This is a genomic window from Xenorhabdus yunnanensis, from assembly GCF_028598805.1.
Classification (GTDB): domain Bacteria; phylum Pseudomonadota; class Gammaproteobacteria; order Enterobacterales; family Enterobacteriaceae; genus Xenorhabdus; species Xenorhabdus yunnanensis.
Genome location: NZ_JAQRFI010000019.1, coordinates 18,061 through 43,280, shown reverse-complemented (window position 1 = coordinate 43,280; position 25,220 = coordinate 18,061). Strand labels below are relative to the sequence as shown.

At 47.3% G+C, this 25,220-nt stretch carries 5 protein-coding genes; all 5 read right to left on the bottom strand.

Translation table 11 applies throughout. The features are described 5' to 3' along the window. Nucleotides 1-5: 5 nt before the first annotated feature. From PSI23_RS09835 to PSI23_RS09815, 5 genes are read right to left on the bottom strand one after another with little or no spacing between them, the layout of a single operon-like run. Entirely contained in the window at nt 6-6,644 is a 6,639-nt protein-coding gene (locus PSI23_RS09835) for an AMP-binding protein (RefSeq protein WP_273554922.1), read from the bottom strand. A gap of 46 nt (nt 6,645-6,690) precedes the next feature. Beyond that, nucleotides 6,691-13,446: a non-ribosomal peptide synthetase gene (locus tag PSI23_RS09830; protein WP_273554921.1), complete on the bottom strand. Its 6,756-nt coding sequence runs from the start codon at nt 13,444-13,446 to the stop codon at nt 6,691-6,693. 17 nt (nt 13,447-13,463) lie between these two features. Next, nucleotides 13,464-14,975: a serine hydrolase domain-containing protein gene (locus PSI23_RS09825; RefSeq protein WP_273554920.1), complete on the bottom strand. Its 1,512-nt coding sequence runs from the start codon at nt 14,973-14,975 to the stop codon at nt 13,464-13,466. Further along, nucleotides 14,968-21,723 (bottom strand): type I polyketide synthase, encoded by a 6,756-nt coding sequence (locus PSI23_RS09820; RefSeq protein WP_273554919.1) that lies wholly within the window; start codon nt 21,721-21,723, stop codon nt 14,968-14,970. Before PSI23_RS09820 ends, PSI23_RS09825 begins: the two co-directional genes overlap by 8 nt. Further along, nucleotides 21,720-25,220, bottom strand: a complete 3,501-nt coding sequence (locus PSI23_RS09815) for an AMP-binding protein (RefSeq protein WP_273554918.1) — start codon at nt 25,218-25,220, stop codon at nt 21,720-21,722. The genes PSI23_RS09820 and PSI23_RS09815 overlap by 4 nt, the downstream gene beginning before the upstream one ends.

Below are 25,220 nucleotides of genomic sequence, written 5' to 3'. Positions count from 1 at the left end.
ATCCCTTACCTTGTTCTGGGTATATGTTCTAGGCATATAAGCTCTGGGTATATAAAGTCATCAGGAGATAATCGTTTAATGAATTCAACGTGATTACCGCTTCGACGCTGAATAGAAGCTTGCCCTTGCAGTTGCTGCATAAGCTCTTTAATACTTTCGGTGTCTGCATCGTCAGAAAAGAACATCTCAACGGGAATAGACTTTGACGACAGCGCCAGAATGCGCTCATGGAATGTCTTGTTTTCGAGGAGTTGATGCTGTAATAGGTAATAGTGCCACTCCTGATGCAGTGCAGGGAATGCCTGCCGTAACGTCTCGACATCAATACCTGCATCAATTACAGCGCTTTCTCCGGCCTGATGGTTAACATCGCGGAAAAATTCAATAAACCTCGCATACAACGTATCTCCATCGAATGGTTCGGTTTTCAGGTTCGGGTCAAAAAACACTAGTTTGTCGATGTTTCGCAATAAATCATTATGCGGCAGAGACTCATGTTGCGACAATTCAGTCAATATCAACGCAGCCAATATTTCTGCACCGAGGGAATAACCTCCCAACCACAATGGCCGGGATTGATGGCTTGCCGGCATTTCAATATATGACTTCAGCGCGTTGAGCAAGGCTTTGTTAAATTCTGTCGCTGATAAATTTTCAACCATCTTCGGTTCTGTTGTTAAAACAGATATGGTCACCCGCCCTGCCAGATTGTTCGCCAGTTCCTGCAATTCCACCAATCCCCCCAACGCTGGTGGCAACAACATTAGTTTTGGAAGGTTCAAATCATCGGTGTTCAGGAACCGTTCCCTTAGCACGGTGTCAGGGTTTTCATCAGAATTTTGTCGTGATTTGATCAATGCCCACTGCCCGCCAATTGTGGCATTGCGGAACACATCAACGGGGCTGAACATAACACCAAACAGCGTTTCTAACTGACTGGCCAGACGTACGGCACTCAAAGATGAACCGGACACTAAGAAGAAATCGGAATTCATTGTCAGCGCCCCTTTGTAGCCCAGACATTTCCTCCAGCAATCAATCAGCTTTTGCAACTCCTCGTTGATTATCGGATCTTGTTCTTCTTGCATCTGTTGCTCGTGTTCGAGCCACTCCCTGAACAGTGCTACAATCCGCTTTCTGTCCATCTTGCCTATTTCAGTGCGAGGCAAACTTTCTATCGGAAATATTGCTGACGGCAGGTGAGAACGGGGATAATGCCGTGCCAAATACTGTTGCAGCCCTGCCTGAATATTTTCCTCTCCTATATTTGCCTCTCCTACAATCGCCAATACCAAACAGGCTTCCGGTGTTCCAGCGAATGCCACCGCAGCACCCGCTGCAATCACGCTCGGATACTGTCCGGCTCGGTTTTCCAGTTCACCCAGACCGATAAAATTGCCACGTACTTTACAGCTATCGTCCATACGTCCTTTGAGGTAAAACAGGCCGTCTTTATCCACCCTCGCCAAATCACCAGAACGGAAGAAGATCCCCCGCTCATCTTGACCAAATTTGCATACAGTCAGCTCTGGATCATTCAGGTAACAATGATGCTCAAAATCTCCATAGATCACCAACTCTCCCCACTGACCGGCTCGGAGTCGGGCACCATTTTGATCAACCACGGCAAAAGCGACATGTTCAAAGGGTTCGCCGATAGAGAGTGCCGTGCCTGATGCCAAACGTGCACAATTTACCATTGAAACGGAAATGCAGGTTTCTGTCGGGCCATAGCCGTTCCAAATTTGTGTGCGTTCGAGCAGATGATTGATATCCCCGACAGCCAGAAAATCGCCGCCGCTGATGCAAATCTTGGGCAAAGGTGCTAAATCCGGCATACGGTTCCAAGCGGCGAAAAGCGCAGGAGTAGCAGAAATAATGTCAGGGCGATAGCGGGTTAAAAACGCCTTCGCTTTGCGTTCATCCAGCAAGCTATAACGATCCGCCACAACACTCGTTCCTTGCAGCGCCCAAGACAACAAAACCTCTTTCAAATAACCATCAAAACTGGGCGATAGCTGTTGGATTATGCGTAACCCTTGCTGTTCTGTTATCGGCGTTGGTTTAAGCCCCAGTGTATTGACGAGCGAGTCTATATACTGTGCGACGGTACTCGCAGTGACGCAAATGCCTTTGGGTCGGCTGGTTGTACCAGAACTGTACAGTATCCATGCAATCGGGTTATCATCACGGGATTTCACACTGTGAAAATTGCGCCAATCCACCGTCACAGCACTGACTTCGGCATCCATATCCGAATTCACAATCAGATCTGGTGCTGCATGGTGAATAACCTCATTAATGCGCTCTTCCGGCGTTCCTACTTCCAATGCCAAATAAGCTGTGCGCGTCAGAAAACAAGCAGCCAGAAATGCTTGCATCTGACTTCCCGCATGCCCCAGAATCAGCGCCCGCCGGATTGTGCCATGATTTAACACTTGCACATAAGCAGCCGTTAATGCTGCAAACTCCCCCCAAGTAACAATACGTTCATCTTCTATGACGGCAGGACGAGCGCCTAATGTCTGAAATGCGGCCAGCAGCATGCTATCAATGGGAGTATAGGAAGTACGCCGTTGTATCGGCCGGAATGCTTTCTGTGTCTCTTCGTCGGACACAATCAATTCATTAATCGGTAAGGCGGCAGGATTATGATGCAGTATCTGTTGAAAAATCGCCTGATAACTGGTTACAAGAGCGGCTATTTGTGCATCAGTGAAGAGATCAAAGTGAGATTCCAGAACCAAGCGACAACCTTGTGCAGTATAGACGACAGAAAGATTAAGCGCCCCGTCTGCTTGCTTAGATAAATGATCCTCATCCGATGTTTCATTGATTTGTTTTCCATCGATTCCTTTTTCACCATCATCCGCTATATCAATATAGGCATAGGAAACATTCTGTAATGGATTACTGCCAAACATTCTCGGATCGCAGCTAAGCAACGCGAAAACGTCTTCAACAGGGAAAAAAAGATGATCTGCTGCCTGCCACTGCTCATCCGCCAGCTTCTTGATAAATTGGTCAAAAGTAACAACGGACTGATCAAAACGGAATGCACTGGGAGCCAATGAGACAAACATGCCTACGGTATCCAGCGCTTGCTTTGGACGCAACGCATTGGCGACGGAAATAGAAAACAGATTGCTGCGCCCCTCACGCGCCACAGTAAGTCCCCATACCGTCAGGAAGAACATAGCTGGAGTCACATTCAATGACTGACACAGCCGTTTCACTTCCGCTTCATGCTCAACCGACACCCTCCAAGACGTGTTCCTCATCTTGCTCCCCACCGCTACAGCGCCATGTCCGAATGGATCAAACTCCAATCCTTCCATGTGATTTTTCCAGAATGTTTCGGCCTGAGCCCAGATAGGGTGCTGACGGGCATCCATCTGTACCATAGCATAGCGCCTGTAACTCAACGCAACCGGAGCCAGCGGGGCATGAACCAATAACTGTTCAAACTCACTCTGGAGAATTTCCAGCGAAGGTTTGTCCATTAAGATATGGTGAATTTGTAGCTGCAAACAGGCCTGTTCCGTGTCCACATCCTGCATATAACCTCTCAACAGAGGCCCTTCCCCCAAATCGAAAGCCTGCATCTGCATTTGTAACCATTGGCTTTGATCATCGACCAGAATCTGGTCAACTAACAGCAACGGCAATGTCTCTGCATAGGGAATGCCTTCGCTGTTAATGCGGTATCGGGTACGCAAAATATCGTGACGATCCAGCAAAATCTGCAATGCCCTTTTCACTGCATCAGCAGAAATTTTATGTGGTAAAGGGATTTTCAGCGGCACAATACAAATGAGTGATTCAGGATGCAGACGATATTGGGCATAAAGTCGCGCTTCCTGCACAGATAGCGGCCCGCGTCCATCAGGCGAAAGCAGAGGGGGAGCTTCCAGCAAACTCAGGAAATCTTCTGTTGTCACTTTCTGATAATCTGTTATCAATTTCTGATCAAAAGTGTTCCGCGAATCAATGAATTTTGCCAACATTTCAATGGAGTCGTTTTGGAAAAACTCCTGCAAAGACACAATCTGACCAAACTTTTGCTGAATTTCTGCCAACACTCTCACTGCCCGCAACGAATGCCCACCCAGCGTGAAGAAACTTTTATCCACTGATAACGTATCGGTTTCCAACTCTAAATGGCGTCCCCAACAGACCACTAACCATTCTTGCGTCGCTCCAGTAGGACGGACATGATGATTGGCTGTCGTTTTTCCCATGAACTGTTTCAACGCTTGCCGATCCAGTTTACCTGTGCCCGTCAGTGGTAATTCAGGTATGAGAACAATCTGGCTGGGTACCATATAAACCGGTATTCGATTTAATAATGCTTCTCTGATATTTTGCTTTGTGATCTGGCTTCCATCTGACACAACAATAAACGCGCCTAAGCGGGCATGTCCTCGCTTATCTTCCAGACCAATCACCGCCACCTCGGATACCATTGGTAAATCCAGTACATGCTTTTCAATAGCATCCAGTTCAATACGGAACCCATTGACTTTTAGCTGACGGTCGCGTCTCCCCAGAATTTCAAGTTCCCCCTGAGTATCCCAGCAGCACAGATCTCCACTGCGATAATATCTTCCTGACAACCATTCCGTATTTAGGTTGATAAATGCCTTTTCAGTGAGATCCGGGCGATTAATGTACCCCTTGCCGACACCGATACCGCCTATCAATAACTCTCCCGGCACACCAATAGGGCAAGGCTCCAAAGTATCGGGAAATACTACGGCACATTGATATCCCCCAAAGGGTCTACCAATCGTGATTTTTTGGTCATTGCGCTCAATAGGTGAATAAGTGGTCATAACGCCTGTTTCACCGGGGCCATAGAGATTAAAGAGCTGATAATTATTCTTTTGAAACGTCCTCAGGCTTTCACCACCAAAATAAAATTGGCGCAGCGTGGGAATATCCCCTTGCTCCATGATGCCTTCGGCAAATACAGTCGTGGTGAACAGCAAATCAATCCGTTTTTCCTGCAAAAACTCGACGCATTTTTTCACATCTACGCGCGTCTCTTCCGGCGCTATGACTAATACAATGTCCTGCGTCAACGCCTGCACACACTCCAGAACGAAATAATCAAACGTGTGGTTGGACAAGGATGCAAAGCGAGAGACAGACGAACCATTCAAAATATGCGTTTCTGTACTAAGATTGAGTAATGCTTGGTGGGTATTGAGACAACCTTTAGGCTTTCCTTCACTGCCGGAGGTCATGACAACAAATAAAGTATCATCAGGACTGACAGCTTCTCCTTTAAGCAACAGTTCTGACAGTAACAGTTCTGCCGATGTCGATTGCACCAGAGAAGCCGGATGATAATCAGGCAAAATAACTACCTGACAACCATGCTGACGGAAAAAATCCGCCATCTGATCAGAATCCTCTTGCGCTGTCTTTTGTAACAATTCGGTCTTCTGTAACTCAGTCCTCTGTAACTCAGTCCTCTGTAACTCAGTCCTCTGTAACAACACGGTCTTAGTGTTATGCAGTTCGATGATATCCAATAACTGCTTTTCCGCTGCGCTATTGGATTGCAGACAAAATGGTTTACCAATGCGCATACACGCCATCGCAGCAAGTGTGGTTTCCACGCCCTTGGCGCCAACAATCAACACACAATCCCCCAGAGATTCCCACAGGGGGAACTGAGGGGCCGTCAGTAATCTCTCCGTATACTGCGCCAATTGGGTAAAGTTAACAGCCTGATCTCCCACCTCCAAAAATGATGCATCCGCCCTGTCGCGAATCGATGCCGTGATAGCCTGTGCCACATTTTGGTATTGCAATGGTTGTGCAGCCACTGGCGCTAATAAAGCGCGTACTCTCTCTTGCTCTTCCTCCGGTATCCAAGACATCGATGTCAGCGGTGCAATCGGTTCAAATACCATCGCGTTCAACAACAAAACCAAGCGTTCCATCAACAACGCAATCAGTTCTGGTTCCACCCTTTGTGGATCAAATCGCATATGCAACGAAGTTTTTTCCGGATGTGCTTGCAGCCAGATATTCAATGAATGGCTGTTCAATAAACGATAAGCTGTATCCTGTTCTTCAGAAGCCGAATACATAAAAGGAGGTAAGGTTTCTGAATAGCCCGCCAAAATTTCCGGTAACTGTGGCATAACCGACGATACTGTTTTTGGGTGTATGTCTGACATCAACGCCGCAACCTGCTTCCAACGGATAAGTTCTTCACCAAACAGGCGTTTTACCGGTTGCTCCAGCTCCTTTTCTGTCAGATGCCATTTAACCGGAACAAGATATCCGCCTTCCATTGACGAGGCATTGCCCACCAAATCACTTCCCCCAAGCGCCCATGTCAAGCTGCCTTCGGGTTCGTGGCAATGCAGAAATGCAAGATATTTGATACTGGCGGAAAATAACGATAAGCGATGCAATGGAGAAGCGGCGGCCATGGTGAAAATTCTGTCATTCAGTTTTTCCGGCAGGGCCAAAGAAGTGGTGACAAACTCCGTAGCCGTCTCCGGTACAGATTGCGCCATCACAAAAAAAGGGCATCCTTGATATTCTGCATCCAACTGTTGGCTAACATACTCTTTTATTGCTTGTTTTCTTGCGTTTAGCACAATAGGGTCATTAATGAACATTTCGTGGCTTCCTACATTATTATTCGTTTCACCCAAATTTTTCGTTTTACCCGACATTCAGCGCGTTTTGCAAAATCGAGTTAAACAACGCCTCCCATGTTTCCACACCTTTTGTTTCCACATTTTCTGTTTCCACATCATTTGCCGCCCTGTTTGCTGTCCTGAACGAGAGCGCTTCTAAATGCACATCAAAACCTGCTGCGTGTTCGGCAATTTCACATGTCAGATTCCAATGCAATTGCCCGCCTGAAATATCCGGTGTCTCTAACTGACGGCAAGGAATACCGGCAATACAGCCGTCAAATCCCTCTTTTTGGAAATAACCGAAAAAGGTCGTGGGCAATAACGCTTGCCTGGACAGAGTTGGATACAACATCGACAGCTCTTCAGCATCGAACAGGTAATGTCGGCAGGCTTCACGCACTACCGTGCTTACAATGGCAAAATCATTAAGGTTATTTTTTGCAAGGCCATCTATTGCAAGATCATTTGCCTCATTCTGCAATTTCACCCGAACAGGAAGCACCATCATCAAAGGGGCAATCACTGTCTGCTGCTCCAGTCGGTCACGGCCATGAAATATCGTAGAGATAAGCTGTTCTGTAAGCCGTTCTATAAATAACTCTGGGGAATTAAGTGAACTGCCGGAATATTCCAGACGGGCTTTAAACCGTAAAAATACCGTCATAAAGAATTCAGGCACACTGATCTTCAAGCGGGAAGTCAGAGTTTCAATCTGCTCTTTTTGTTTGGCATTCACCGCCACCAAGCAAGATCCGGTCATGGTTTGCCCGTCACCAATATAAGCAGGAGGCTGCCAATCCTGTAATTTTGCTCGCCAAAAATCGGTATGCTGTTGTCTCAGGGCCACAAATTCATCGCTGTAGAACAATGCCGAATAGGCCGCCAAACTGACACACGAATAAACTGTGTTATTTTCAGCCGCCAATTCATTGAGTATTTGCATCAAGCCTGAGCCATCAATACAGGCATGGGAAAAATCCAGCAACAACATGGGGTTTGGTTCAGCAACCAGCCATCGACCACGGACGTTCATACTATCCTCCAGCGAAAACGGGCGGATAAAGTCACGTAAATCTTCTTCCAGAGAACCAAGGCTTTGACGCTTTTCCAATCGGAATACGAAACGCTTGGCTGGCTGTAAATAAAGCTCGTTATCAACCAGCATAAATTGCGCACTCAAGCCAACATGACGAGAAAGCACCGATTGCAACAGGTTGCGCAGCATTTTTAGGTCAGGTTCAGCTTCGAACGATAGAGCAATAAAACTATTGTTGCTTAATTCTTTGTTGCTTAAGTCTTTGTTGCTCAAATCTTGGAAGTTCAGTTTGAGTGCCTTATAGACCGCTTTTTGTGTCGGTAACGCCCGAATCAATCCCATAGACTCCGGTTCCGTTGGCGGTGTTGTTGGCGGTATTGGCGATAGATTTTCTCTTGCGGTTTCGACACTGCCCAGCTCAGCATCAATAAGCATCGCTTGTGAAGCCAGATCCAGATGGCTGACTATCGAACTCAGAAGCAGCGAAACCCCGAATTCTTGCTGTATTCGCATCATAAGTGTGACGGCCAGCAAAGAATGTCCACCCGCTTCGAAAAAGTGGGATTGGCGACCCAAAGAGCGGATGTTTAATAACTCAGACCATAGCTGAGCCAATCTTGTTTCCGTTCCGGCACGGGGTGGCTCAATGTCTTCTGGCTGCATCACGGATGCATCAGAGGGGGATGGCAATGCTTTGCGGTCTAATTTACCGTTTGCCGTTAGCGGAAATGCCTCTAACCAAAGGATATGCGACGGAATCATAAACGTTGGCAGACACGCTTGCAGATGTACCTTCAAGGTTTGATTCAATGCGGTCGGATGATTGTCTATTAATGAAGAATCTGCACAGGTTATATAAGCGACCAGCCGGGCATCGCCGGGCGTATCTTCCCGAACCAGCACAACACATTCTTTCACACTGTCATGTGACAGCAGCGCTGTTTCGACTTCCCCTAATTCAATACGCAGGCCACGCAATTTGACCTGAAAATCATTCCGTCCCAAATATTCAATATCGCCATTGGGCAAATAGCGTGCCAGATCGCCGGTGCGATACATTCTATGACCAGAATTTCTATGGCCTGAATTTGGGCTAAAAGGATCTTTGATGAATTTTTCTGCGGTCAATTCAGGCTGATTCAGATATCCACGTGCCACACCGATGCCCGAAATATACAACTCCCCGACGACACCAATCGAGGTCGGCTGACCATAAGTATCAAGAATATAGAGCTGAATATTGTCAATCGGCTTGCCGATGGGAATAACACTTTTCTCAGTTAAATTGCCCACTTTTCCCAGACTGCAATCCCATGCAGTCACATCAATTGCAGCCTCGGTCGGCCCGTACAGGTTATGTAATTCAACATCAGCAAACCGTTCATGAAACCGCAATACACTGCGCGCCGATAATGCTTCGCCACTGCAAAACATCTGCCTGATAGAAGCTCCCACGTCTGGAGACGCATATTCCAGAAAAATAGACAGCATTGACGGAACAAAGTGAAGAGTTGTTATTTTCCGCTGACAAATCAGGGTAGTTAAATAGAGCGGATCTTTATGTCCTTCAGGCTTCGCCACCACCAAGCGCGCGCCATACATCAATGGCCAGAAAAATTCCCAAACGGAAACATCGAAACTGAAAGGCGTTTTTTGCAGAACCGCATCGTCTGCACTTAATGGATAAGCTTTCTGCATCCACACTAAGCGATTGACTACGCCACGATGTTCATTCATTACGCCTTTCGGTCGTCCGGTAGATCCAGAGGTATAGATCACATATGCCAGATGAGATGGCGTCAGACCAATATCCGCCGTGGACAAATCATCACCGCTTTGGGCAGACCACTTGACAGCATCTTCATTCAAATCGATAACACTGGCATCCGTATTTGTGGCGTAGTCAGCCAGCAACGCACATATTTCCGCCGAAATCCCGCTGTGTGATAACAATGCGCGGGGAGCGGCATCATGTAACATATAATCGAGTCTTTCTCTGGGATAGCCGGGATCGAGCGGTACATACGCTCCCCCTGCTTTCAATATCGCCAGCAATGCCACGACCATTTCAATGCTGCGCTCTACGCAAACACCCACCAGCGCATCCGGGCCAACGTTCAGCTCAGTCCGCAGATAGCGAGCCAGTTGGTTGGCTTTTTGATTCAGTTGCGCATAACTCAATGCCTGATCGGCAAATTCTACAGCGATGGCATCCGGTGTCCGCTGAACCTGTGCTTCAATCAGAGTCTGGAGGCAAGAATGGCACGGAAAATCCGATTCAGTCTGATTCCATTCACGTATCAGTTGGTCTTTTACTTGTGTAGGCAGGGTATTAATGCGGCCAATTTTCCGCTCAGGAGTCATTGCCAGCGCAGAGACAATCTCCAGCAATGCGGTTTGCAGATAATCACAGCTCAATTCAGGATCAAGCTCCTGTACAACCTGCGTATTGATTACAAATCCTTGGGTAACCTCGCCTTGGGCAAAATCATCAACGTTGACAGAAATAGGATAATTCGTCCGTTCCATAATGCCGGAGTAGCGAATACCTTCCACGGAGGATGGATTAAGTGCCTGAAATGGCTCTGCCGAAGGAACGTTGAGCACTTCGCTATGGCGATAATTCAGCAATGAAGTAAACAGTGGGGTTGTTCCCGCTGTTTGTACCGATTTCTGCGCCTGAGCCAACGATGCCTGTTCATACTTGACCAACTGCATCAAGATATCCTGCGTACCCCAAAGGCATTCAAGGACAGGCCGATTATTTAAACACATACGGATCGGCAGTGTATTGATAAACTGCCCCATTGCATTGACGGAAGCCTCACCAGCAAACAGCCGTCCCAGTAAAACTGTCCCGAAAACCACATCATCTTGTCCGGTCAGGCAAGCGATCACCTTCGCCCATGCCAGATGAAAAACCGCAGCAACACTGACACCATGAGTTTTAGCCTGTTGGCGTATTTGATCGCCCAACTGCGCTGGCAACGGTCGCCACGCTTCCACGATCATTTCTACAGCCGCCGCATCGCCTCCTAAATATTTATCGATACCAAAAGGGGCTGGCGCAGGTTCGTAATCCCGCAATAAATCGTCGAAGAAAGTCTTTTGCCCACCGACACGGGTTGCATTGAAGAGATCAATCATTGTCTGCCTGAATGACAGTGGAGAAACCTCAGTAAGCGGCGATGAAGTTAACTGTGCCTCTATCTCCTGCTGCATCTTTTCGACTGTCGTGTGATCCACCGTCATATGATGAAGCAAGTGCAACAATACCCATTCATCCTGTTTAGCATCATAAAAATAAAGGCAGCGCTGCAAGGGCGCTTTGGTCAGATCAAAATATTGCATTGCAGGATTGCAATACTGTTTCAATGCGGCCTGTAGATCTTCGCAATCTGCCGTTAAATTCAGCTTTTCCCCCACATCTTCCACCATCAATCCGGCTTCCCGCCAAACCACCTGCACAGGCTGGGAAAGACCTTCGTAATGGATACTGACGCGAAATGCATCATGGCGGGCAATAGTAGAGCGCAAGGCATCAAGATAGGCTTGCAGTAAATCTGCATTACAGAAACGGGTAATTTGCCAAAGTACATAAGGATCACCCGTCGTGTTGGTGAGAGAGTGGTAAACCATGCCTTGCTGTAATGGCCCCAAAGGATAAATATCTTTGATATTGCCCATACCACCGGGAATAGCGGCGGATAACATCTCAATTTCCACTTGGCTCAACAGTGTCCACGGAACAGGGTTTTCCGTTTTAGAACTTGCCATATCAGGCAAATTCTCTTGTCGCGTGCTCTCCTGCAATTGCGCCGCTAATTCCGACAATACCGGATATTGGTATAAAGCATGAGCATTCACCATAAACCCACGGCGACGCAACTCCAGCATCATTTTCATCGTCAGCAACGAGTGACCACCCAACTGCAAGAAATGTGAATTCCGCCCGATCTTTTTCATATCCAGCAACTCACGCCACACTTCTACCAGCATTTGCTCCACTGCATTTTTCGGTGGCTCCACTTCCTGTTGGATCAATTCATCAGAAGCAATAAAAGGAAATGCCTTGCGGTCAATTTTACCGCTGGCAGATAACGGAAAGCGTTCAACAATGACAAGCGCCGCTGGGCACATATAATCTGGCAGTGTATCTTTGATAAATTGCAGAATGTTCTCTTTCACGCCATTCTGCGTCTGGCGCTGCAAAGCCTGTTCAGAAGCAATGACAAAACCGACCAAACGTTTTTCTTCCGCGCTTTCTCCCTGAGCTACGACAACCGCATCCCGTACAGCGGAATGCGTCATTAATAGCGCCTCAATTTCCCCCAGTTCGACCCGATATCCACGTATTTTGATTTGAAAATCGATCCGACCAAGCACTTCCAGCAAACCATCCGGTCTCCATTGAGCCAAATCGCCTGTCCGGTATACACGTTTGGAGGTTTGTTCATAACGAATAATATCGACAAACTTAGCGGCAGTTTCCTCCGGGCGTTTGTGATAACCGTATGCCAATTGGATACTCTCAACACACAATTCCCCCGGCGAACCATCAACAACAATGCGGTTCTCATCATCCAGTAAATGGATTTTGACATTATCAATTGGTTGCCCGACAGCAGGCAGTGCCGGCCAATCATCCGCTTTTCCCTTTAAAGTGTGGGCGGTTACGACATGCGTTTCTGACGGGCCATAATGGTTGTGCAGACGGCAATGGGGCAGAGTTTTGAAAAATTGTCTGATCGCAATGGTGATAACTAGCTGCTCACCTGCCGTTACGACATCAATCAAACTTTCAGGATAATGATCTTCGGTCATTGCCGCCGATGCCAGACTGTTTAACGCGACATAAGGCAGAAATATCCGCTCAATTCGTTGTTCGGACAGAAATGATAACAATGCCAGTGGATCTAATCGCAATTGGTTAGGGATCAGCACCAGCTCTCCCCCACTGGACAAAGTGGAAAATATTTCCTGAAATGAAACATCAAAACTCAATGGAGAAAACTGCAATGTTTTTCTACTGACATAACCGCTGTCAATATCACCATCACCGGGCATTTCACCTTGATTTTTTATCTGCCAAACCAACAGATTCACCAATGCCTTATGCGGCATACAAACGCCTTTGGGTTTGCCGGTCGAGCCGGAGGTATAAATAAGGTAAGCGAGGCTGTCAGAAGTACAGGTTGCCGTTAAATTCTTATCAGGATGATTTTTTTCGGTACAATTTTCTTCGGTGCAATTTTCTCCAGTACAACCACTTTTATAAAAATCACTGGCATCACAGCGGGTCAAATCGTGTTGATCCAAATCGATACATTCAATCGTACCGGGAAGCGAGTGGATAAGATCACCACAGGTAATGACTACTGACACATTGGAATCATGCAAAATATAAGATTGGCGTTCAGCGGGATAATTGAGATCAACGGGCACATAGGCTGCTCCCGCTTTTAACACACCCAGAACGGCAATAACCATCTCTATACCGCGATCTAAATAAATCCCTACCGCAGAAATTTCACCGCCTGAAATATGGCTTAAATTGTGATCTAAATGATGATGGCGGAGATAATGCGCCAGTCTGTTCGCCCGACGATTTAGTTCGTTATAAGATAGCGTCAGCTCGCCAAATCGAATAGCTATGGCATCCGGCGTTTTCGTTACTTGCTGCTCAAACAATTCATGCACAACATATTTATGGCACTCAGATAATAACGACTTATTACACATAACTCGCTTCCTTTAACTCAATATTTGCCACTGGATTTCACTGCGCGGAAAAAGAACAGGTTGAGAACATTGGCAAAGAAAATCAGCCCCACCGCTGCAACAGGCAGGCTTAAAGGCCCCCAAACCAGCAAATTTGACCAACTCCACCCCAATAACCATGAAGGTGCAATTGCAAGCAGAGATATCAGCAGCGTGTTCAGGGCAGTGAAGGCAATGATGAAGGATTCGCCGATATTCTTTTTCCTTCGTTTATAAATGGTTGCCAGTAGAAACAGTGCGCCCCCTAACCAGAAAATGGTCGCGGCCACAGTGGAAATGCCATCATTCACATCGCCAGAAAAGCGTTCCGGCAGGATTTGCGGAGAAGCACCGCGCAAATATTCGAATATTGCCTGCCCCAATTCGATGATCTGAGGGCTGTTGCTATTCCCCAGTAAGGCAATCCCGACGCCTTTCTGTGGATCAAAAGCGATATAGGTAGCCGCATTGGGGTTTTGTCCCGGATGGCTCCAATAAGTGGTTTGATCGGTTATAACATCCCAGCCATAAGCGTATCCTTCATTGCCATCTCCCGCATAAGGGAGTTTCGCCTGTTCCAGTGCCGCATATAGTGTAGAAAGCGAGCGTCTATCGCCTTTTTTTAATAGCAATCCATTCAGTGGTAACCCATTCGATGGCAATTTATGTAATAAAAATTGCAACCAAATTGCCATATTCTGTGGGGTGCTGAGTACATAACCAGCAGGCGTATTTTGCAGGTAACGCGGCGCATCATAGGGTTGTGCGACAGTAAAGCTGATTTTATACCCCGGAATAAGTATATTTGCGGTATTGTTCGCAGAAATACTTCCTTCCACCATTGTGTTCATCATGCCTAAAGGGATAAAAATCTTTTCCCTCAATAACACCGAAAATGATTTACCGGTCGCCCGTTCAGCGATTAAACCCAGCAAACTGTAATTCAATGTGGCGTACTCTTCCTTAGTTCCAACGGCATAAGCCAAAGGCACTTCTTGTAGTAATGCCGGCAGTTGTGATAAAGCATCAGGGTTCGTGTTAGGTCGCAGAAGATCGATGGTGTTTTCTGCAATACCACTGCTATGGAACAACAAGTCTTGAATCTGAATGGTGGAATAACCCATTTGAGGGTACTCTGCCAACTCCGGAATCCACCTCGTAATCTCATCGTATCGGTTGAGCACCCCTTCCTGCTCAAGCAAGGCAATCAACAACCCCGTAAAGGCTTTAGTTGTGGAAGCCAGCTCAAACCATCCCTTTTCTGCTTTACCCAAGCGCAAAGCAAGAACTTGGTCGTCAACAACAATACTCAATCCGGCGGTAGGAACCTGTTCAATATCCCAACGACGGGATAATTCATTGACTATCTGCTCCAGCTTCACCTGTGTTTTCTGACTGGCCTGTTTTGAATTGATTACAGATGTACCCGTTATCGCGGGTGTTCCCATCATCAATGCAAACCCAATGATGGCAAAAAAAAATCCCTTGCGAACACGTTTAACGTTAATCATTGGTTTCGCTCTCTTGTCCTGCTGCTGTGCTGCGCAATTTACGACGAGCTTGCAATGAACGTCGCTTATCCCCCAACCCTGATTGTGGCGCTTGCAATTCTTCTGCAACGGATTGCGATGGGGCCAGCTCTTTGCTCAACTCTCGTAAAGACGCTGCCTTAAACAGCAATGCCACTGGAATATCCTGTTCCAAACGCTGTTCCAGTCTCTTGGCAAATTGAATCAGATCCAGAGAAGTTGCCCCTAAAGTGAAAAAACTGGCATCCACATCCAAACCTTCAATGCCCAAAAAACCTTCCAGCATGGAACGCATCGCCTGAAGCAGATCCTCTGTGTTTGCGCCTTTCAACGATGAATTGGCTGTATTATTGGCGGTATTCGACACATTCAGTGCTGAGCCGGCACTGAACAACATCTGTTGGGTATGCAGTTGTTTTTCCAGAACAGAACCAATGGGAAGTTTGGATACAGCAAAATAGGGCAACGAAGTTTGATGAACCAAAGTTGCCATTGCCATAGCTATTTGAGTGCCTTCGGTATTGGACAAACCTTCCGCCTGCAATTTTTCAACAAAACTGCGTGCCTTACTGCGTTCCTCCATGGCAATGACAATCTTGCCGATATGTTTTCCCTGAGCCATATACTGAAATGCCTCAGAAATTTCTTTGGCGGGATAAACTTTAGTTGGCAAAGGCTTAAGAATTTCCTGTGCGAACAGTGCCGTTACTTCGGCCCAAGCCTCTTGATAGGCAGGATGTTCTGCCCCTGCCTGCACGGCATGGAAGCTGCCGCCTTCGGCAAAAATCGAGAGTCCCAATTGCCAGTTTTGCAAAATATCCCGCAAACCCAGCTCCAGAAACCGGCCTTGTGGTGCCAACAGGGATATACTTTCTTCCAGCAACTCTCCCGCCAATGCGTTGAGGATGACATCGAAAGGCCGCTCTCCCAGTTCATGGCGGAAAACGTCCCCGAACTCCCGCGTTCTGGAATTCGCCGCACCTTGAGCCCCCATATTTATCAGTAATTGACGTTTCTCTTCACTGCCTGCCGTAACCCATACTTGCGCCCCCAGATACAGGGCAATCTGCATGGCTGCCATACCAACACCACCCGCAGCGGAATGAATCAGGATACGTTGCCCCTTTTTCAAATTGGCTGCGTGTTTCAAGGCGATCCAAGCGGTTGTAAAGGCAACGGGAATACCGGCCGCTTGTTGGAAACCCAGAGTCTGCGGAACGGATGCCACAACATGCCGTGGCATCACAACATGCTCAGCCAGACAACTGTGTCCGGCACACATCACCCGCTCACCCACACGAATATCCGTGACCTCTTGCCCAATGCGGGTCACGATGCCAGCGGCTTCTTGACCAAAAGTCATGGTGGGATCAACAGGTGCCGGCAGTACACCAAGTGCGATTAACACATCCTTAAAGTTAATTCCTGCCGCCTTAACCTGAATTTCGACATCCCTTGGGCCTAACTCTTTACGCGCCTCAAGCCGTGAAATAAAAGCAAAGTTTCCTCCGCCAGATTCGCCGTTATGCAGGCGCATAACATTGTGCAATTCTGCATCACTCTGCCCAATTTCAGCTTCTCCAGCTTCTTGCATTGTTTCTGTTTGGCTCGCCAATGCCGTGGCGGCATCGACCAGTAACAGGTCATCCATTGTTACCAGTAGATTGCCCGCTTCTGAGTAAATATTTACCTGCAATAATCTGCTGGTGCCGGTCTCCTGTATCTGAACATGGCTTTTCACCCGGTCACACATAGGCGCAAATTGAGTAAAACCGCCGATTGAAACAGGGGCAAATTGCACATCTTCATCTTTCGGGGAGGCAATCAGCGTCGCAGTGTCCAATAACGCAATATGCAGGCCGGAGGTTTCTGCTTCTCCCTGATAAGCGGCAGGAAGCTGCAACAGGTTCAGTACTTCATTGGGGGCAGTTTGATCGACAGAAATAACATTTTGCCAGCGAGGGCCAAAAGTCAAAGCCGCCTTTGGACTGACGCCAATGTTATTTGTAATGTTATCCGTGGCGCTGAACAGATTCTGAATGACTTGGGTAGGGAGAGATTTATCAAAAGGTATAACCTGATCGTTGCGAGGAACGACTTTACCGCTCGCATGTTTAATCCACGAGTCATGGGAAAATTCGCCATTACCCGAAAAAATCTCAAAGGAATTCCGTGTCTCCGCAAAAACCACAGCGATATCAAGATCAACCCCGTCAGCCACAACCAACGGTCTTTCAATGGTGATCCCCTGTAACGAAAAAGCACCCTGCGCTTCGGCATGCAACTCACTTACAGCACGATGAGCCAGAACAACCATGCCCATAGCAGGCATAACGGTGGTCGATTCATCGATCCGGTGTTCGTCGAGCCACCAATCATTTTTAGCACTCAAGCGCTGGCGCCATAAAGAAATATTGGTTAATGAAACTGCGGTTGTTTCAGTTTTCGATGGATATTTAATAGCTTGATCCAGTTGCTGCGCTGAACGTGTCGCCATGCCGGATTCCGCCCAATCATCCCACGCAATCGCCAACGCTTTGCCACCTTTATTGCGAACGTGTTCCGCATAGGATTCTAAACAGGCGTTAGCGGCAACGTAAGCAATCTGACCAACTTTCTCCTTCGGCAATAAATTACCCAGACTGGAAAACAATAGCAGTGCCGGATTTCCTAAGCGGTTCAAATTATCGCAGAGGAAACGGGTGCCAATGACTTTAGGAGCCAGCGTCGCAATGGATTCAGCCTCAGAACGCATTTGCAGCATAGCGCCCTCGCCCCGTCCGGCAGTATGGAATACGTAATCTATCCCAACGCCACGCGCAGCTAATTGAAATACGGGCGAAAATGCCTTTTCCAGCGATTGACTACTCCCCAAATCCGCATGTACAAACTCCACCCGGCTACCTTTGACTTCAAGATTCAAAGCCCATTGCAACAGTGAGGCATGGGGGCTGTTATTCTTAATCTCTGACTGCCAATCCCGCTTTTTCGGCAAAGTCTGGCGCACCAGCAATAACAGGTTGCAGTGATAAACACGCGCTAAGTATTCGGTAATTGCAGCTCCCATGCCGCCATTGGCTCCGGTGATCAATACCCAACTGTTACGGCTGATGTTCGGCAATGTGTGGGACAAAGCCCGTTTTTGCACACGTGAAGTTATCCGGCGATGCCAAAAGCTGTCTATTCTAAAATTGTCTTTTCCAAAACCGCCTTTTCCATACTCATCCTGACGGAAACAATAGAATTGACCACCTTGCCAATCTTGCTCTCTCCACGGCTGCAATCCACGGGCAACAGTTTCCGCATCTGAATGTTTAAAGTCGATGCAAAGCGTGGAGATATGGGGGTATTCTTCCGGCAGGATCAGCAATGGTCCCTGAAGTTGATTTTTTTCAGCATTCAGCACCTCCGTACTATCCCATGCCACCATTTGTCTGGCAGGGAAAAACAGTTTCATCTTCGGTGCGGGGTTTTGTGTTGCGCTCCATCTCGCCAGAGCCGTAGGCAGCCAGAATGCCCAGAACTGTGCCTGCTGTGCGTTCAAATCATCCAACAGCCCTGTGATAATCACATCTATCTCTGCCGGAGCTTTTATCTCTTGTCGTTCTAACCGATCTTGTTTTAACTGATCTTGTTTTAACTGATCTTGCTCTGTCCAACTTTGTGTCAGCCAGTCAGATAACGTCGTATAGATATTTGAAAAATCAGTATTGGATAAATTAGCAATTTCACTCAACTTCAATTCATCGCTATTTATTGCCAGCATCTTAACCAAACTCTGTTCTCTGGCTGTAACCTGCGGACAAATTATCCATGTTAGTGGCACGGTGTCCCGTTTATGCTCACTCGCCAATGCAGCAACATTGGCTTTTTCCCAATCGAACCCATAGTAATGTGAACCGAAAAACAGCGATGAGAGCGTTGATGTCGTGCTTGCTTTTGAAGCTGAATTCAATGGTGAAGAAGATTCTTGCGGCAGGCAGATATCTCGCTCAAACGCATGACCCGGTAGATGAATTTTCTTGTCAGTAGCGATTTTTTTATTAGTAATGTATGGCTGTGTGTGAATTTTTGCCCATTCAATATTGCCACCATGTGTCCAGACCTTGGCAATAAACTGTAATATCGATTTCACTTCGCGCTCTGCGCCTTGCATCCCTAACGTCGAGCTTATCCTTTCCACATTCAGTTGCAGCCATTTACGCGCGTGTTGCAACAAATCCATGCCCGTGCCAATTTGTGCAAAGAGTGACACCGGATGGTCCTGTTCCATTTGTTTTAATGCAGAACCAAATTGCACAGGGGATAACATTTGCTTGACCCAATATTGGGGATCGCACATCTCATCAGCCGAAATTTTCCTTCCCAATGCCGTTGAATAGATCGCGCACTGCGCAGGTTTGAGATGATAATTTTTCAGTAACTCGCCAAACGCTTTTGCGGCGGGTTCAACCATCGGTGTGTGAAAAGCATGGGATACTGCCACTCGCTTAAACGTGAAACCCTGCTGCGTTAACCAGTTTTCTGCTTCTGCGACTAACCCTTCCTCGGTTGCCACCGTCCACATTCTTGGGCTGAGTTCTGATATACACCACAATATGGATGGAAAACACAATATGGATGGAAAACACAATGTGGATGGAAAACGTCCATCAAATTCTTTTTTGCTGGCTCTCTGACTGACCGCAAAAACTGCCCCTTTTGGCATAGAATCCATCAGCCTTGCGCGGGCAATCACCAATTCCATCCCTTCATCAAGACTAAATACTTCCGCAATTGCCGCCGCAGCAAATTCCCCTAAACTAAACCCACATAAGGCGGTGGGGCGGCAACCAAGCCGCTGTAACCAAACGCCCAAGGCTGCCTGGGAAGCATATAAAATCGGCTGGAGGTGATAAGTTGACAGCTTTTCAGGTTGTTCAATCCATTCTATGATGGTTTTTCTGTCAATTGCGATACCATCCTCTGCGGACAATAAATTGGCAGCTTTATCCAGCAATCCCAAGTAGATATCTCCGAATTCTGGATAGGCGGTCGCAAGGTGCAATCCCATTTCTGGCGATTGCGAACCCTGCCCCGGAAATAACCAGACTTGCTCTTCCAGTGCTACATAAGCACCGTCCATCAATGACCAATGCTCAAGCTGTTGTTTCCAGTCATCGCTATTTGAAGTGACAAAAGCGGCTCGGCTTGGATATATGGCGCGATTTTCCTGCAATTGATGGGCGATGACTGCCAAATCAGACGATTTTATTTGAACGACACTGAGATGGTTCGAATACGCCGCCGTTAATTTTGCCAGAGCCAAAGGTGACTTAGCGGAAAGAGGCAATATCTGCACGGGTAAGCTGCTTTCTAATCCTCTGCTTTCTGAACCCCAGCTTCCCGCCATCTCTGCTTCTTCACAGGCCGTTTCCGGCGGCTGCTCAAGCAATATATGGACATTCGTTCCGCCAATACCAAATGAGCTAACGCCAGCACGCCGGATCATCTGTTGTTCTGGCCAGTTGGTGACTTGAGTTGGCACCCAGAAAGGAGTGCGATCCAGCTCCAGATGCGGGTTTGGTTGATTGAAATGCAGGGAAGGTGGAATCGCACCAAAACGGACACTTAAAGCCGCTTTGATCAGTCCGGCGATACCCGCTGCGGAATCCAAGTGCCCCATATTGGATTTGACACTCCCCACCGCACAACGGAATTGGCTAAATTCGTCGGGGGATAGCAGTTCTTGAGCAACTCTGTTTAATGCCTGAATTTCGATGGGATCGCCCAGTACTGTCGCGGTGCCATGCGCTTCAATCATACCCAGACTTGAAAACGGGATATCTGCCAACTGATAAACCTGCGAAATCACTTCTGCTTGTCCCTGAACACTGGGGGCTTCAAAGCTCACTTTCCTATCGCCGTCATTGTTCATGCCAGATTCGACGATCACCGCATGAATAGGATCGCCATCCGCTATTGCATCTTCCAGCAGTTTTAACAATACCACCGCGACCCCGTTACCATTCACAGTCCCCTGCCCATCTGCGGCAAAGGTTTTGCAATGCCCATCAGGAGACAAGATCATGCCATCCTGATACAAATAACCTCCCGCCACAGGATCAGTAATGCAGGCTCCTCCCGCCAAAGCCAGAGTACACTCTCCCGCCAGCAACGCCTTATAAGCCAAATGCACTGCGGATAATGAAGTTGAACAGGCGGTTTGCACATGTACTGCCGGCCCGTTCAATTTCATGCGATAAGCAATTTGCGCTGCAAACGAAGCCGGATCGTTATAATTACCGACATCGAACATTTCCGAAATATCCTGACTGGCTGCCGTGAATTGCCCCAATCGAGCTAAGTTCAATGTGGAACCGATAAACACTCCTGCATTTAACATTGAAGCACCAGGTGAAATACCCGCATCAAGAAAGGCATTAAAACTGACTTCATGCAGCAACCGAAGTTGCGGGTCCATTTTTCGCGCTTCCCGTTGCGAGTAACCGAAAAAGCCATAATCAAAGCATTCAACATCTTCAAGGGCGGCTTTGGCGGGTACATAATTGGGCTGATCAATTAGCTCAGGGGGAACACCTGTAGCCAAAAGCTCTTCCCGGGAAAAAAAAGACACCAATTCCCGCCCTGCCAGCAAGTTTTGCCAAAAACTTTGCCAATCAGGGCTGTGAGGAAATCGACAAGAAATGCCAATAATCGCGACTTCATTACCGCTATATTCACGCTTCATAATGCTGAACTTCCTTTTGCTTTACGCCGCCGATCCGCCAGTCGGTTTTTACCGGATCGGGCCAATGACAAAGTGGATTCTTGGGGTGATTGCTGGCTGGAATCAATGCGCATTGCCCCTGAATTTTCTGTATATTCGGGCGATAAGTGGTGCTGCTGTTTTATCCAGCCTGCAAAAGAGGCGATAGTCGGGTACTCAAATAAGACAGCGACACCAATGTCCTGATTGAATGCCTGCTGCATCCGGGATTGCAGTGCGATGATCTTGAGCGAGTTCCCACCCGCATCAAAGAAATTCACATCGGTAGCGACAATCTGGTTTTCCAGAACTTCATTCCAGATCGCTTGAACTTGGGCTTCGACCGGATCGGTCAACGGTGCATGGTGTTTTGTGACTTGTTTTTGTTGCCGCTCAACCGCAATGGCTTGAAGTCGTTTACGATCAATCTTTCCCGTAATCGTGCGTTCAAAACCGTCCACGACCACAATGAGCGCCGGACTCCAAGATTCTGGAAAATGTCGGCGGATATGTTCTCTTACACGGGTTTCCAGCATTGCCGGTGATTCTGCGCTATCAACAAAAAGATGCCATTGGCGCTTGCCTGCCTGCACCGCAGGTAACAAATAGCAGGCTTTTACCGGCTCCAGCATTTCGACAGTCAGTTCCAATTCTCGTGGTTCAATTCGTATGCCATTGACTTTCACTTGATCATCAATTCGTCCGAGATAACGAAAACCGGATTCACGAGAAAAAATGACCGCATCGCCTGTACGATAGAAATTTGCATGATAAGAATTTGCGTGAGAGAAATATTTAGCCAGATTCTGAGATTCAATAATGCCTTCGGCATGAACAAAATATTTGGTGGATTCAACCGGATTGGTGGTGTAACCATGAGCAACAGCCCGACCTCCCACCCACAATTCACCGCGAATACCTGCGGGCAGTGGTTTGCCAAATACATCCGCACAATAGGCAATCACATTTTGAATTGGCCAGCCAATGGAGATATCGGTAGTCAAAGATTGCCTGACTGTAAGGCAATCTACGGTTGTCTCGCTGGGGCCATAATGGTTTCTGACAGCATAGCCCTGCTGTAACAAATCATCCTTGAGGTGTTTCGGCAGCTCTTCACCACCAAATATCCATAATCGCATAGCAGGAAAGAAAGGTGCGTCCTGAATAAGCTGTGCGATGGCTCCCGGAATAAAGTCAATTAACGTGATAGACTCATTTTGCAATAGTTCAATAAATGCCTGCCTTTCCAGCAAAACATTGGGCACCGGATAGACCAGAGTGGCACCGACCACAAAGGTGGCAAACAGATCTTCTACGCTGGGGTCGAAATTCAGGTCAGTCAATCCAAGTACCCGATCGGCGGCTGTCAGGTTCGTTTCTTTCACAAACCAATCCAACAAATTCGCCACTGATTCGTTACGGATGGAGATTCCTTTGGGAGTACCGGTGGTTCCTGAGGTAAAGATGAAATAAAACTCACCGTCAGGTTGCCGGTTACGATACAGTGCGGGTGCTGCGGTTTTTATTGATACGGCACTTAACGATTCAATATCCAACAACAAATAGCGCTCGCTATCATTGCCGAATTCCCCGCTCAGAGCCATATTACTTAAATCTGTATTGCATAAATCTGTATTACATAAATCTGTATTACATAGAACAATGTCACAATCGGCCAAAGCCAGCAGGCTTTTTTTACGTTGCAACGGATCTTTTGGGTTGAGATAAAAATAACTCCCGCCGCTGAATAAAATTGCCAATATTGCCTGAGTGGACAACAGCCCTTTTTCGAGATGAACAGCCACTCGATCGCCCGGAATAAAACCCGCTTCCCGCAAATGCGCCTGTAAGACACCTACGCCTCGCAGCAATTCACCATTGCTAATGCTGTTCCGATTGTCAATCAGACTGACTTCTTGAGGAAATTCATCAAATCGGTGATAAATGCGAGATAAAAACTCGTTGATATCGGGATACTGTTCTTTTAGCTCTCCCACCACCAAAGAGGTTTCTTGAGCGGCATCCATCCCTTTTATTGCTTCTGGTATTGCTTCTGGATTGCCTGAACTGAGCGTGAATACCCGATCTTCAATCGGACTATTCGCGGCATGTTCCAGCAAGTCAGTCGCCAACGATTCAAATGCATTAAATGCCATTGTGACGGCAACAGGGTCTCCCTTGTAAGTTTCTCCCGCACTTAATTCAACATGCCATCGCTCCACGCCAGAAACGGTTAATGTCAAACCAAAATGCGTGCTCTCTTCACTGTGTAGATCCGTCAAATATGTACCGTGGCGGCTGTCCTGTAGCGTGACATCAATTGGATAATTATCGAAAACGACAATCGAGTCATACAGGTCTTCACGAATTCCCGTTTCTTCCCTGATGAGCAGGGGCGGTGTTTTTTCGTGTTGCTGCACTTGCTGCAAGGTTTGGAAAATGGCACGCAGTGCAGCTTCCAGACTCCATTTGCCATCAAGTACCAAAAACAATGGCACAGTATTGGTAAATAATCCCAGCGGTTGGCGGTCGCCATCTTGTGTTAATGCCGCGCCTCTGCCTGAAAATGTGCAGCCAAACGCAACGGTTTTCTGGAAAGTTAATCTGGATAATATCAACGCCCAGCATAGATAAATGAAACTTGCCGGAGTCACGCCAACCCGGCGGCATAGTGTCTCTATTGCCGCCTTGCGTTCCTCGTTCCACACCCGGTTTGCCGCTATTCTTTCACCTATTTCTTCATTGTCATTCGACTTGTCGGTAGGATGTCCAGAGGAGCGGAACAGAGGTTCAGCCAATAGTTTTGTTATTACTGAATCTTCTCCGTCGGGCAACTGTTGTAATGTTTTTTGCCAATATTGACGGCTGGATGCCTGTTCTTCCTTGCTTAATCCCCGCCAAAGTTGCTGTGCGTATAAATGCGCCGCCAAAGGCGCAATTTTTTGCTTACGCAATCCCTGCAACCATAAAGAAATCAGTAACGAGCTACTCCAACCATCCATCAAGATATGGTGAAAAGAGAACGCAATATTTAACGTTCCTGCGTGAATATCGTGGAAAACCACAATACGGAACACTTCTTTGTTCAGTGCAAATGGCGTTGCTTTCGATTGTGCCAGCCAGTCAAGTGATGGCTGTTTAATTGATCGATTTTTAATTGACGGTATAGCATTGATTGAATCAATGCAGATATATTCCAGCGGAATGCGCGGCGACGCATATATCATTTGATGAGGAACCCGAATACCTTGCCAAACAAATACGGATCGTAAAGCGGGCTGTGATACCTGTATTTGGTGCCATACGTTGAAAATATCTTCTTTTTCAACATCGGATTGCAGGCTGAATGCCACGCCGATATGGTAGGCGCTGTTTCCATCTTTTAAGGCATGAAACAATAAACCATTCGCTTGTGGCGTCGCCTGTAGCAACTCTTCAATAGGGTTATGTTTAATAAAATTGTGCTTAAAGTCCGCCAT

Excerpts from the sequence above, each read along its gene's own strand:
- PSI23_RS09835 (WP_273554922.1), bottom strand. The coding sequence starts at position 6,644 with ATGTTCATTAATGACCCTATTGTGCTAAACGCAAGAAAACAAGCAATA.
- PSI23_RS09815 (WP_273554918.1), bottom strand. The coding sequence starts at position 25,220 with ATGGCGGACTTTAAGCACAATTTTATTAAACATAACCCTATTGAAGAG.
- PSI23_RS09830 (WP_273554921.1), bottom strand. The coding sequence starts at position 13,446 with ATGTGTAATAAGTCGTTATTATCTGAGTGCCATAAATATGTTGTGCAT.
- PSI23_RS09825 (WP_273554920.1), bottom strand. The coding sequence starts at position 14,975 with ATGATTAACGTTAAACGTGTTCGCAAGGGATTTTTTTTTGCCATCATT.
- PSI23_RS09820 (WP_273554919.1), bottom strand. The coding sequence starts at position 21,723 with ATGAAGCGTGAATATAGCGGTAATGAAGTCGCGATTATTGGCATTTCT.